The organism is Thioclava sp. ISO4, from assembly GCF_058105145.1.
In genome coordinates this window covers 1,898,332-1,910,689 of sequence record NZ_CM176571.1, presented here as the reverse complement: position 1 = coordinate 1,910,689, position 12,358 = coordinate 1,898,332, and the positions used below count along the sequence as shown (strand labels likewise).

Annotated in this window: 11 protein-coding genes; all 11 read right to left on the bottom strand. The window is 64.2% G+C overall.

Going from position 1 to position 12,358, the window contains the following annotated elements; genetic code table 11:
• The 11 genes from cpaB to mraZ all read right to left on the bottom strand — a co-directional run bounded on the left by cpaB (position 1) and on the right by mraZ (position 11,764).
• Positions 1-807, bottom strand: coding sequence for a Flp pilus assembly protein CpaB (cpaB, locus tag AC2TZ7_RS09440; protein ID WP_489866707.1), 807 nt, complete (start codon positions 805-807; stop codon positions 1-3).
• A 67-nt stretch (positions 808-874) separates the two neighbouring features.
• Positions 875-1,093, bottom strand: coding sequence for a Flp family type IVb pilin (locus AC2TZ7_RS09435; protein WP_489866706.1), 219 nt, complete (start codon positions 1,091-1,093; stop codon positions 875-877).
• A gap of 430 nt (positions 1,094-1,523) precedes the next feature.
• Positions 1,524-2,921, bottom strand: a complete 1,398-nt coding sequence (gene murD, locus AC2TZ7_RS09430) for a UDP-N-acetylmuramoyl-L-alanine--D-glutamate ligase (RefSeq protein WP_489866705.1) — start codon at positions 2,919-2,921, stop codon at positions 1,524-1,526.
• A gap of 243 nt (positions 2,922-3,164) precedes the next feature.
• Positions 3,165-3,755, bottom strand: a complete 591-nt coding sequence (locus AC2TZ7_RS09425; RefSeq protein WP_489866704.1) for a hypothetical protein — start codon at positions 3,753-3,755, stop codon at positions 3,165-3,167.
• Positions 3,756-3,933: 178 nt separating this feature from the next.
• Positions 3,934-5,016, bottom strand: coding sequence for a phospho-N-acetylmuramoyl-pentapeptide-transferase (gene mraY / locus AC2TZ7_RS09420; protein WP_078539566.1), 1,083 nt, complete (start codon positions 5,014-5,016; stop codon positions 3,934-3,936).
• Positions 5,016-6,464, bottom strand: coding sequence for a UDP-N-acetylmuramoyl-tripeptide--D-alanyl-D-alanine ligase (locus AC2TZ7_RS09415; protein ID WP_489866703.1), 1,449 nt, complete (start codon positions 6,462-6,464; stop codon positions 5,016-5,018). Before AC2TZ7_RS09415 ends, mraY begins: the two co-directional genes overlap by 1 nt.
• Complete coding sequence (locus AC2TZ7_RS09410) at positions 6,464-7,945, bottom strand: UDP-N-acetylmuramoyl-L-alanyl-D-glutamate--2,6-diaminopimelate ligase (protein WP_489866702.1); 1,482 nt, start codon at positions 7,943-7,945, stop codon at positions 6,464-6,466. Before AC2TZ7_RS09410 ends, AC2TZ7_RS09415 begins: the two co-directional genes overlap by 1 nt.
• 134 nt (positions 7,946-8,079) lie before the next feature.
• Positions 8,080-9,894 carry a peptidoglycan D,D-transpeptidase FtsI family protein gene (locus tag AC2TZ7_RS09405; RefSeq protein ID WP_489866701.1) on the bottom strand — a complete coding sequence of 605 codons (1,815 nt, stop codon included), beginning with the start codon at positions 9,892-9,894 and terminating at the stop codon, positions 8,080-8,082.
• Positions 9,894-10,271, bottom strand: coding sequence for a cell division protein FtsL (gene ftsL, locus AC2TZ7_RS09400; protein ID WP_078519471.1), 378 nt, complete (start codon positions 10,269-10,271; stop codon positions 9,894-9,896). Before ftsL ends, AC2TZ7_RS09405 begins: the two co-directional genes overlap by 1 nt.
• Positions 10,268-11,275 (bottom strand): 16S rRNA (cytosine(1402)-N(4))-methyltransferase RsmH, encoded by a 1,008-nt coding sequence (gene rsmH / locus AC2TZ7_RS09395; protein ID WP_489866700.1) that lies wholly within the window; start codon positions 11,273-11,275, stop codon positions 10,268-10,270. Before rsmH ends, ftsL begins: the two co-directional genes overlap by 4 nt.
• A gap of 3 nt (positions 11,276-11,278) precedes the next feature.
• A complete protein-coding gene (mraZ, locus tag AC2TZ7_RS09390) occupies positions 11,279-11,764 on the bottom strand; it encodes a division/cell wall cluster transcriptional repressor MraZ (RefSeq protein ID WP_098412458.1) in 486 nt (161 codons plus the stop codon).
• Positions 11,765-12,358 lie beyond the last annotated feature (594 nt).

The window sequence follows — 12,358 nt, the reverse complement described above, 5'->3', positions numbered from 1 at the left end:
TCATTTGATCGTCGTATGGGTCACTTCCGTGCCGCGCCGGATCGTCACCGTGCGCACGGGCGTGGGTTCGAGCTTGTTCGCGGACCGCTCGCTGAGAATATCGGCCAAGCCGATCGAGGGCAGCGGATCGCTCTCGGCCTCGTCGAGCGTGCGCAGCGTCAGGCTAAGCGTGCCCGCCTTCTGCGCCAGCGCGAGGCGTTGGCCCTGATCGGGCGAGACCTCGACCGTGACGGTGCGCGCCACGCCGGGGGTTTTCACCTTCTCATCGGCCTCCTGATCGACCCCGATGACGCGAACGTCCTGCAGAATCGTCACGGTCTTGAGCGAATCGTTGCTTCCGCGCGTCATCATGACGTCGACACGGTCGCCCGGCGTTACGAACCCCCCGACCCCAGATGCAGCATTGACTTGGATTGCCATCGCGCGACTGTTCGGGCCAAGGGTCTGAACAATGGTGACCTTCTCACCGTAATTCGAGACCTTGGAGGCGAGGATCAATTCGCCCTGCGCAATCTCGGCGCGGGCACGGCGCGGCTCCCCGCCCGCTGCGGGCAGGAGGGCTGCGTAATCCGTGAAGACCCCCGGGGGCAGCGCCACCTTCGGCCAGGAGATCGAGGTCAGCTTCTGCGCCTCGATGGTCTGGCCGAAGGGAATGTTCTGAGCGGCGGCAAGCACTTCAACGAGGCCTTCGCGTTCGGCGGCCACGTCGCGCTTATATTTCGCCTCGAAGAAATCGCGCGCCAGGTAGGCCGAGCCACCTGCCACGGCGAGTCCTGCGGTGAAAGTCAGCAAAGATGCGATACGCATGACAGTTTCCTTTCGAGGGTCAGGGCTGCCAGACAGAGCTCAATTCGCCTGGCAGCCGCTCAAGGGTTCAGGTCGCGTTCGGATCTACGGCCGTGGCATTAACGGCGGCTCCGGGCATCAGCTGGCCAGCAGCATCCATCGCGCCAGCGATTTCATTGCCGAGGTTTTGGTAGACGACAGTTCCGATGCCCAATGCGACCGCCAAAGCGATGCCGTATTCAACAACCGTGACGCCCTCTTCGTCATTCTTCAGACGACGCAGCGAGGCGAGTTTGAACAGCTTCATGGTCTTTCTCCGTTTCTAAAATGCCGGCCCACCCCGGCGTTTAAATCTGGCCCCGTGTCCCCTGTTGAGCCGGGCAGCCAATTTCAGATTGCGAGCGTTTTGACGTGGCGGCATCGGTTCAACGTCGCGAAATAACAACCAGAAGCTGTATTTCTTGGCACAGATGCCGAAATCTGGACGCCAGATACGCCGTTTGGAGGAGCGATGACCCGGCAGGGCCGCTCTCGCGACTCGGCTTGAGGCGCGCGATTTTCGTCTTGTTTCGGAGGTTTGACGCGTGCGGAGGAACGGTGCGGTCTAGGACGCTACACCGTCCGAGCTACAGGCCGAGCACGGCTTCGGTGACAGAGGCACCGGAATCTTCGGCAGCCCCGAAACGGGACTGCCGTTTTCGCGAGATGTGAGAGCGGACGGCGTAGACGCTCAACCCTCAGCCGGGCAGCGCGTCCACGAGCTGGGCGAAGTGATCGCCGCGTTTCTCGAAATTCGGATATTGGTCGAAGCTGGCCGCTGCAGGCGCCAGCAGCACCGTGTCGCCCTCTTCCGCATCGCGGACGCAGGCGGCGACGGCGGCTTCCATCGTCTCGCAAATCTCATGCTCGACGGCCAGTTCCAGCGCGAAATCGCGCGCGGAGTGGCCGATGAAATAGGCTTTCTTCACCGCACCGAGATGTTCGGAGAGCGAGGCCACCCCGCCCTCTTTGCCCAGACCGCCCGCGATCCAGCGGATGTTCGGGAAGGCCTCGAGCGCCTTCGCGGCGCTGTCGGTGTTGGTCGCCTTGGAGTCGTTGACCCAGCGCACCCCACGCTTCTCCGCGATGGTCTGGCTGCGATGCGGAAGACCGGCGAAGGTATGGAACGCCTGTTCGATCACCCGCGGCGCAATTCCCAGCGCGCGCACGGCGGCATAAGCTGCGCAGGCGTTCTGGTGGTTATGCGCGCCGGGCAGTCCGGTCACGTCGCGCAGATCGATCGAGGCCACCTGCTTGCCCTTGCGCCATTCCGAGAGGAACCCTTTGCGCGCAAAGACCGACCAGCCCCAGTCGCCTAGCTTGCGCGACGCGGACACCCGGATCAGCCGGTCATCATTGCGGCCCATCATGATCTGATTGGCAAGATAGACGCCTTCAGGCTCGTCGACGCCGATCACCGCGCGATCCGGGCCGCCTTCCGCGAAAAGACGACGCTTGGCCGCGAAATAGCCGCCCATGCCTGCGTGGCGATCCAAATGGTCCGGCGAGAGATTGGTGAAGACCGCGATGTCGGGCGTCAGCGCGCGCGCCAGATCGGTCTGATAGGAGGACAGCTCCAGCACCACCACTTCGCCATTCTCGGCAGGCTCCAGATCGAGCACGCCGCGCCCGATATTTCCCGCCATCTGCGTCGGTCGCCCGGCCTCTTCCAGAATGTGATGGATCAGCGCCGTCGTCGTGGATTTCCCGTTCGAGCCGGTGACGCAGATCGTGCGCGGCGCCTGATCGTAGCGCATGAAATCATCAGTGGCCCAGGAGGCGAAGAACAGGCCGATATCGTTATCGACGGGCACGCCCGCCTCCATCGCCGCCGAAATCACCTGGTTGGGTTTGGGATAGAGATGCGGGATGCCGGGAGAGACGATCAGGGCCGCGACCTCCTCGAAAGCGCCGTGACGCGTCAGGTCGCGGCAGCTATAGCCCGCTTCCTCGGCGCGGGCGCGGCCTTCGGGGCTGTCATCCCAGCATAGCGGCTCGGCCCCGCCTGCGCGCAACGCGGCCGCCGTCGCCAGACCCGAGCGCCCGAGCCCGAGCACCGCCACCTTCTGTCCGTCAAAGCCCTGCACCGGGATCATGGGTCTCTCCTGTCGCCTCGCGCAAGGGCAGCGGGGGCCACCTCGCGTCTTCGCCGTTCTATCACGTCGTCTTGTCACGTCGTTCTATATCGGGGGCCAGCCCCCGTACCCCCGGGATATTTGAACCAATACGAAGGGGAAAGGGGGAACGCAGCGCGCAAGTCGCCGGACATGTAAAAACGGCGCGCACGGAGGGGAGGAACCGTGCGCGCCGAAAAGTGTCGTCTAAGAGAGGTCGTTAGATTACGACTTCTGGTCTTGCTGCTTTTCGAGCGTCGAGAGAATGTCCGACAGGCTCGCATTCAGCGTCAGCTTGCCCGAGCCGACTTCAGAGGCCGGAACGGTGATCTTGAACATCGAAACGGTCGTGTCGAGCGTGTCGTCGGTGCGGACATAGACTTCGTCGCTGTCGCCCATGTTCATGACTTTCTCGATCGTACCGACCGCAGCGCCATCCGAGGACACAACGGCATCATCGACGCCAGTCTGGACTTCGTTGCCGACGATGCCAGCCTGCTTCTTCAGCTGGTTCTCGGCCGGGATCGAGTCTTCGCCGTTCGAGGTCTGGTCAGTCGATGCAGCGCCGACTTTCTTGCCAGCGATACCGGCAGTGTTGTTCACGTCGCTCCCGGTGGTGACGTTAACCGCGGGCGGCGTACCGTTCGAGGTCTGGTCATTCGGCACGATCTGCATCTTGTAGTCGATCAGGCCGTACTGGCCGTTTTCAGCATTGCCGCCCTGGGTCACGCCACTTGCAGAACTGGCAACGGCGCCGAGCGAAAGCGAAGCGGCAAGAGCGGTCGTCGACAGAATGATGTTGAACTTGCGGGTCATCGGGTTCTCCTCGTTAAAACTTTGCGACGTCTCGTGTCGCGGTTCGGGGAGACAACCAGTGGTTTTCGCTTTGGTTCGCTCAAATGATTTTGAGAGAAACCAAGGCGCACCCTGAGGAACCAGGGCGCGCCGAGAGAGCTTCACGCGCGCGGCTGCGCGCTTAGTAAAGAGGTGTGGTTTAGCGGATTTTCAGCGTCGCCAGACCGATCAGCGCGAGGATCAGCGAGATGATCCAGAAGCGGATGACGATCTGCGGCTCCGACCAGCCCTTCTTTTCGAAATGGTGGTGGATCGGAGCCATCAGGAAAACCCGTTTCCCGGTGCGCTTGAAATAGGCGACCTGGATGATCACCGAAAGCGCCTCGACCACGAAGAGGCCGCCGACGATACCAAGGACAATCTCGTGCTGGGTGCAGACCGCGATCGCGCCGATTGCGCCGCCAAGCGCAAGGCTGCCCGTATCGCCCATGAAGACCGCGGCCGGCGGGGCGTTGTACCACAGGAAGCCCAGACCGCCCCCCATCAGCGCCGCGGTGAAGATCACCAGCTCGCCAGAGCCGGGCACGAATTGCACGCCCAGATATTCGGTGAAGTCGGTACGGCCCACGACATAGGCGATGGCGCCCAGCGTGCCTGCGGCGATCATCACCGGCATGATCGCGAGCCCGTCGAGCCCGTCGGTCAGGTTCACCGCATTGGCCGCGCCCACGATCACGATCATCGCGAAGGGGATGTAGAAATAGCCCAGATTGAGGACGAGGTCCTTGAAGAACGGGATCGACAGCCGCCCTTCGAGATCGGACGGGTGCAGATACCACGTCAGGAGCGACGCGAGGAGCGCGAGCAGAAACCCGAGCGCGAGCCGCGCCTTGCTGCTGACGCCTTTGGTGTTCTGCTTCGACACCTTGGCGTAGTCATCGGCGAACCCGATCGCGGCATAGCCATAGGTGACCATCAGCACGACCCAGATATAGCCGTTGTCGAGCCGCGCCCAGAGAAGAGTCGACACCAGAAGCGCCGTCAGGATCAGGATGCCGCCCATCGTGGGCGTCCCGGCCTTGGAGATATGCCCCTCCGGCCCGTCGTCGCGGATCGGCTGCCCCTTGCCTTGCGTGCGGCGCAGGATGCCGATCAGCCAGGGGCCGAAGATGAACCCCACCAGAAGCGCCGTGAAGAAGGCCCCGCCTGCGCGGAAGGTGATGTAGCGGAACAGGTTGAAGACGCCCCCGCCATCGGAGAAGTCGGTCAGCCAATACAACATTAGTCTTTTCCCTTATGGGCCTCGGCCGCGCCGGGCTGGCCGAGTTTTTTCAATACGCTCACGACGACGCTCACCTTGGAGCCTTTGGATCCTTTGACCAGAACGACGTCGCCGGGGTCGATCAGGTGGCGGGCGCGCTCTGCCAGCTTGTCCGCCTTTTCATACCATTCGCCGCGTTTGGCGCGCGGAAGCGCTTCGCGCAGCGAAGCCATGCGCGGTCCCGCGAGATGCACGAGATCGATCTTCGCCATGGCCGGGTGATCGGCAATGGCCGCATGCAGCGCCGCTTCGTCGTCGCCCAGCTCCAGCATGTCGCCAAGGATCGCGATGCGGCGTCCTTTTGCGGTGCGCCCCACCCCGTCGCGCGGTTTGGCGCCCGCCAGAACCTCGAGAGCTGCCGCCATCGAGGCCGGGTTCGCGTTGAACGCATCATCGAAGAGATCGAAGCTCTCGGCCTCGTCCACCACATCCATATAGACCCGTTCGCGCTGGCCGCGCCCGGCGGGGGGCTGCCAGTTGCCCAGATCCATCGCGGCGATGGTCGGATCGCAGCCCGCGGCTTCGGCCAGGGCCAGCACGCCGAGCGCATTGTTCGCGAAATGCCGCCCCGGGGTCATCACCTTGAACAGGATCGACGTGCCGTGGTGATCGGCCTGAACGACGGTCGCGTCGCCCGCGATGCGGGCCTCGATCAGACGGTAGTCCGAGCCCGGCTCGGGACCGAAGCTGACCATGGTTCCGGCCTGCTGGGCGGCCTTGCGCAGAATGTCGGAGACCTCAAGGCCGGACGGCACGATCGCGATGCCGCCGTCGACGAGCCCCTCGAAGATCGACGCTTTCTCATGCGCGATGCCCTCGATACTGTCGAAAGCGGCCAGATGGGCTGGCGCGACGGTGGTGATCATCGCGGCATGTGGCTGCGCCATCTTCGCCAGCGGCGCGATCTCGCCCGGGTTGCTCATGCCGATCTCGATCACGGCGAAATCGGCATCCTGCGGCAGGCGCGCCAGCGTGATCGGGACGCCCCAGTGATTGTTGAAACTCGCCTCGGCGGCGTGGACGGTGCCTTGGGCCGAGAGGACGGCGCGCAGCATCTCTTTGCTCGACGTCTTGCCGACCGAGCCGGTCACGGCGAGCACGCGGGCGCGGGCCCTCGCGCGCCCTGCCCGTCCCAAAGCCTCTAGGCCTGCGAGCACGTCATCCACGATGAGCAGCGGATCGTCCTTCGAGCAGCCCTCGGGGATGCGGCTGACCAGCGCCGCGGCTGCGCCCTTGTCGAGGGCCTGACGCACGAAGTCATGGCCGTCGCGCACATCCTTGAGCGCCACGAAAAGATCGCCCGGATGAATCGTCCGGGTGTCGATGGAAATTCCGGTCGCGGCGAAGGGTTGCGTGGCTTCGCCACCGATCGCGGCGGCTGCGTCGCTCGAGGTCCAGAGCACGGCCATCAGATTTTTCCGTCCAGCGCGGCGACAGCGACCGAAGCCTGCTCGGCATCGTCGAACGGATAGGTATCAGAGCCGATGATCTGGCCGCTCTCGTGGCCCTTGCCCATCACCAAGAGCGCATCGCCCGGCTGCAGCAGATCGACGCCGCGCAGGATCGCCTCGGCCCGGTCGCCCACTTCCATCGCCTTGGGCGCGCCTTCCAGCACGGCGGCGCGGATCGTCGCGGGATCTTCGGAGCGCGGGTTGTCGTCGGTGACGATGACGATATCGGCGTTCTCAGCCGCCGCCTGCCCCATCAGCGGGCGCTTGGTCGCGTCACGATCCCCGCCCGCGCCGACGATGGCGATCAGGCGGCCCATCACATGCGGGCGCAGCGCCTTGAGCGCGGTCTGCACCGCATCGGGCGTATGGGCGTAATCGACGAAAACCGTCGCGCCATTGTCGCGGGTAGCGGCCAGCTGCATCCGGCCGCGCACGGTGGAGAGCTTCGGCAGCGTCGAGAAGACGTCCTCGGGGTCGGCACCGCAGGCGATGGCGAGCGCCGCCGCCGTGAGCACGTTCATCGCCTGGAAACCGCCGATCAGCGGCAGGCGGGTCATCTGCGTCCAGCCTTCCCACGAGAAGCGCACATCCTGCCCGGTCGCATCAAATCGCTGGCCGAGGATCTGCATCTCGCATTGCTCGGTATGGCCGATGCCGATCAACTCCTGACCGCGCGCAGTGATGTAGCGCGCCAGTTCCTCGCCCTTGGGATCGTCGAGATTGATCACCGCCGCCCCGTCTTCGGGCAGGACACGGGTGAAGAGCCCGGCCTTGGCGGCGAAATACTCCTCAAAACTCGCATGATAATCGAGGTGATCTTGCGTGAAATTCGTAAACGCGGCCGCCGAGAGCGTCACGCCATCCAGCCGGCGCTGCGCCAGCCCGTGCGACGAGGCCTCCATCGCGGCATGGGTCACGCCGACGGCCGCCATATCCGACAGCAGGCGATGCAGGGTGATCGGCTCGGGCGTGGTATGCGGCGACGGGGCGGAATAGCTGCCTTCCACTCCGGTCGTGCCGATATTCGCGGCCTCGAAGCCCATAAGCTGCCAGATCTGGCGGGTGAAGGTGGCCACCGAGGTCTTGCCGTTGGTGCCGGTCACCGCGATCAGGGTCTCGGGCTGGCGCTCGAACCACAGCGCCGCCGCGAAGGCCAGCGCCTGACGCGGATCTTGCGTGATGACGATGGCGGTGTCGGTACCTTCAAGCGCCTCGCGCGCGGCTTTCTCGCCCGTGCGATCGGTCAGCACTGCGGCTGCGCCCATGCGCAATGCGTAGGGGATGAACTCGGCGCCGTGGATCTGCGTGCCCGGAAGTGCCGCGAAGAGATGGCCCGGCTTGACCTGCCGGCTGTCGACCGACAGCCCCGAGATTGCGCAGTCTGCGCCCTGCAGCGGCGTCAGCCCCAATTCGCTCAGCATTTTGGTGCCCGCAGCCATCGTATCCGTCCTTCATTCAGCTTGCCGCACTTATCCGGCGACGCGTCTGCGAGGTCAAGGCGACAGGCCCTGCCCCCTGTCTCTTTGCGCGGGTTCATGCACGTGGCGCGAGACCCGCTGACAGCCCGGAAAGGTCAGTCTTTCTTGACCAGACTGATGCCGTCGAGCGTGTCGGGCGTGGTCGGTTCGGGGCGCAGGCCCAGAAGCGGCGCGACACGGCGGATCGTCTCGGCCGCGACCGGCACGGCGGTCCAGCCTGCGGTGCGGCGCGGCGTGTCGCCGGAGGTATCCGTCGGCTCGTCCAGCGTGAGAACCAGCACATATTCGGGGTTGGTCACCGGGAAGACGCCCGCGAAGGTCGAGATCACCTTCTTGTCGTAATAGCCGCCCTGCGGATCGGGCTTGTCGGCGGTGCCGGTCTTGCCCGCGACCTGATAGCCCGCGACATTGCCGTAGCTGGCCGTGCCGCGCGTCACCACGGCGCGCATCATCGCCAGCGCCTTGCGGGCCACCGCCGGAGACACGACCTGCGCGCCTTCGGGGGCCCCGAATTCCTGCTTATGCGGCTTGCGCGGGCCGCCTTTGGCAATCAGCGTCGGCAGCACGCGCCGCCCGTCATTGGCGATCGTCGCATAGGCCGTCGCGAGCTGCAGCGGGCTGTCGGAAAGACCGTGACCGTAACCGATGGTCATCGCGGACAACTCCGACCAGTTCTTCGGCAGAATCGGGCGACCCGTCGGCGCCTCGATCAGCTCCACCGGCGAGGGCTCCAGAAGGCCCAGCTTGCCGAGGAATTCCCGCTGCTTCTCGGGGCCGATCTTCTGGACGATCCGCGCAGTGCCGATATTCGAGCTGTGCACGATCACATCCGTAACCGACAACTGCTTGCCGTAATTGTGGAAATCGTGGATGCGGAACTTGCCCCAGCGCAGCGGCCCCTTGGTGTCGATCATCGTCTCGGGCGTGACCAGACCGTCCTGCATCGCCTGGCTGACCGCGAAAATCTTGAAAGTGGAGCCAAGCTCGTACATCCCCTGAACCGCGCGGTTGAACAGCGGGCTGTCAGAAGGGTCGCCCTTCAGAAGCGGCGCGGGCCGGTCGTTGGGGTCGAAATCGGGCAGGCTTGCCATCGCGACGATCTCGCCGGTCTGAACCTTCATCAGCACCGCCGTTGCGCCCTTGGCATTCATCAGCTTCATGCCGCCCGAGAGCACGTCTTCGAGCGCCGTCTGCACCGTCAGGTCCAGCGAGAGCTTCAGCGGCTGCCCACCATTGGCCGGATCGCGCAGCCACTTGTCATATTCCTTCTCGATCCCCGCCACGCCGAGGATCTCGGCCGAGTTCACGCCCTCCGTGCCGTAGCGCGCGCCGCCAAGGATATGCGAGGCGAGGTGGCCGTTGGGATAAAGCCGCATCTCGCGCGGGCCAAACAGAAGGCCGGGATCGCCGATATCATGGACTGCCTGCATCTGCTCGGGGCTGATGCGGCGCTTGATCCAGACGAATTTGCGGTGACCGGTGAAATCCTTCTTCAGCCGCTCGCGGTCGAGATCGGGGAAGATCTTCACCAGCTTGTCCACGGTGCCCAGCGGATCGATCATCATAGGCGGCTGCGCGTAGAGCGAGTGAGTCAGCAGGTTGGTCGCGAGCACCCTGCCCTTGCGGTCGACGATGTCGGCGCGTTGGGCGTGGATCTGCTCGGTCGTGGAATCGGTCTGCGGCTCTTCGGGGCGCGCGGCGGCGAAGGAGCCCATGCGCAGCCCCACCGTCAGGAAGGCCGCGAGGAAAATCACCGACATGACCAGCAGGCGGCCCTCGGCGCTTTGACGCGCCTTGTCGCGGGTGGCTTCACCGCGCAGACGACGGTTTTCGCGTTCGATCGCGTCGGGGTTCTCGCCTTTTTCGCGGGCGTCGAGGATACGGGCAAGCGGACGAAGGGGCGTGCGCATCAGTTCCCTCCCTCAGGATCGGCCTTGACCTCGATCGGGTCGGAGAGGCCGGACAAATCGGCGTTCGACGCGTCGGCATCATCGGCCTGCGGAGTCGGATAGGCGATCTGCGCCACGGTCCCGAATTGCTCCGGCGTCATCGGCAGGAGACGCAGCGAAGTGAAGTTGAGATTGACCAGTTCGCGCAGGCGCTGCGGGCGGTTGAGATAGGCCCATTCGGCGTTGAGCACGGACAGCCCCTCGTTGAGCGAGGCGATTTCGCGGTTGAGGTCGCGCAGCTCGTCGATCCGGTCCTGCGTGTCGTAGTTGACGTGATAGGCCCAGAAGGCGAGCGCGAGGACACAGGCGGAGGCGGCAAGATAGGCAAGCAGTCTCAACGGCGTTTCCCCTTCTTTTCCCCGGTGACGAGCTTCGGAAGCCCCAGCTGCGTGCGATCGGCCTTGCCGGCGGGCGCCTCGGTGCGGCGCCCCACCCGAAGCCGGGCCGAACGAGCGCGCGGGTTTTCAGCCAGTTCCTCTGCGTCGGGCCCGTCGCCCTTCACAGTGATTTCGAAAGCGGGATCAAGGGTTTGCTGAACCGGCGCGTGGCGCGAACCGCCCCCGCCCGTCGACGAACGCGCGGCAAAGAAGCGCTTCACCACCCGATCTTCGAGCGAATGGAAGCTGACCACGGCCAGAAGCCCGCCGGGTTTCAGCGCGCGCTCCGCGGCTTCCAGCCCCTCGATCAACTGGCCAAATTCATCGTTCACTGCGATGCGCAGGCCCTGGAAGCTGCGCGTGGCGGGATGGCTCTGCCCCGGTTTCGGACGCGGCAGGCAACGCTCGATCACCTTGACCAGTTGCTGCGTGGTCTCGAAAGGTTGGGTCTTGCGCGCCTCGACAATGGCCTTGGCGATCCGGCGCGAGGCGCGCTCTTCGCCATATTGGTACAGGATATCCGCGAGTTCGGCCTCGTCCGTCTCGTTCACCAGATCGGCCGCCGAGGGCCCTTCCTGCGACATCCGCATGTCGAGCGGCCCGTCGCGCATGAAGGAAAAGCCGCGATCCGCCTGATCGAGCTGCATGGAAGAAACGCCAAGATCCAGCACCACCCCGTCCAGCAGTTCGTCGGAATAGGTATCGAGTTCGGAGAACGTGCCTTCGACCAGTTCCAGCCGGTCGCCATACTCGCCGCGCCACGCTTCGGCCATCTCGAAGACCGCCGGGTCGCGGTCGACGCCGATCACCTTGTCCGCGCCCGCCTCCAGCAATCCGCGCGCATAGCCGCCCGCGCCGAAGGTTCCGTCAAGCCAAATCCCAGAGACAGGCGCGACCGCCCGAAGGAGCGGCCGCAGCAAAACCGGGACATGAGGGGCGTCTGGCAGGGCGTCCCGATCTGACATGGCTCACCCCTGCGACAAAAGACTGAGCGGGTCGAAATCTTCGCCCTGCTCCTCGATCCACTGATCGATATTGGCTTCATCGGCAGCGGCGAAGGTCGCGGGGTTCCAGATCTCGAAGGTCTCGCCCACGCCGGAGAAATAGGCCTCCTTGTCGAGACCGATCTTCGTGCGCAAAGCCGCCGGGAGAACCAGGCGGCCATCGGGATCGACTTCGGTCGGGTGCGATTTGGACAGAACCATCCGCTGCAGGATCGTGCGCTGCTTCGAGCCGCGCGGCAGCGCCGCGATATCGGCGGCCAGCGCCTCGAAGGCGGCCTGCGTGTAGATCTGAAGCATTTTCTGGGTGTCGGCACCGTAGACGATGACCATGCGGGGGCGATCTTTGTTCGGGCGCTCGGGATCGCCCTCTTCCAGCTCACGACGAAACAGCGCGGGGATCGACACGCGACCCTTACTGTCCACCTTGAAGGTGTATTCGCCTATGAACATGCCCGCCAAAGCGCGCTCCTATCACCTGTCCCGCCGGGCGGGGCCCGGAATGAAAACGGCGGATTGGGCTGCTGCCACTGCCCAATCCGCCGCCCTCGTTCCCATCACTGGGTATGTCCGACTGCACGCGCCACCTGGGGGGGATGGGGATATCTGCTCGCTCGCGCGCCGGATCTCTTTGTTTTCGTGAAGCGATGGCCTGTATGAAACCTGCATTTCGCCGTGAGGTCTTAGTGCCTCTATTTGTCTTCGCTTCCGATGAATTAGGGATGCCATGGGAATTCATGGTACGCAAGAAAAAATTTACCAACGAACGGGAAGATATGGGACGCGAATAGCGCGCTCCGCGACGAGATTCGCAGACAGACACATACAATTAGCACAAATCAGAGAGACGATCACCATATATGGTGCAGACAGAGGGCCGCCCAGACTTTCCCACAAAATCCCAAAAATTTTGCTCCAACACGGAACCTGTGATTTTTAAGCCGCAATTTGGGCGTCGAAACCCATCGACTTCAACCATCACCGCAGCGTGATTTTGCGCGAACCCGCGTGATTGCGGCGTGATTCCGCCCAGTTTCATGGCGAATC

Excerpts from the sequence above, each read along its gene's own strand:
- AC2TZ7_RS09415 (WP_489866703.1), bottom strand. The coding sequence starts at position 6,464 with ATGGCCGTGCTCTGGACCTCGAGCGACGCAGCCGCCGCGATCGGTGGC.
- AC2TZ7_RS09425 (WP_489866704.1), bottom strand. The coding sequence starts at position 3,755 with ATGACCCGCAAGTTCAACATCATTCTGTCGACGACCGCTCTTGCCGCT.
- cpaB (WP_489866707.1), bottom strand. The coding sequence starts at position 807 with ATGCGTATCGCATCTTTGCTGACTTTCACCGCAGGACTCGCCGTGGCA.
- mraZ (WP_098412458.1), bottom strand. The coding sequence starts at position 11,764 with ATGTTCATAGGCGAATACACCTTCAAGGTGGACAGTAAGGGTCGCGTG.
- AC2TZ7_RS09410 (WP_489866702.1), bottom strand. The coding sequence starts at position 7,945 with ATGGCTGCGGGCACCAAAATGCTGAGCGAATTGGGGCTGACGCCGCTG.
- murD (WP_489866705.1), bottom strand. The coding sequence starts at position 2,921 with ATGATCCCGGTGCAGGGCTTTGACGGACAGAAGGTGGCGGTGCTCGGG.
- AC2TZ7_RS09435 (WP_489866706.1), bottom strand. The coding sequence starts at position 1,093 with ATGAAGCTGTTCAAACTCGCCTCGCTGCGTCGTCTGAAGAATGACGAA.
- rsmH (WP_489866700.1), bottom strand. The coding sequence starts at position 11,275 with ATGTCAGATCGGGACGCCCTGCCAGACGCCCCTCATGTCCCGGTTTTG.
- mraY (WP_078539566.1), bottom strand. The coding sequence starts at position 5,016 with ATGTTGTATTGGCTGACCGACTTCTCCGATGGCGGGGGCGTCTTCAAC.
- AC2TZ7_RS09405 (WP_489866701.1), bottom strand. The coding sequence starts at position 9,894 with ATGCGCACGCCCCTTCGTCCGCTTGCCCGTATCCTCGACGCCCGCGAA.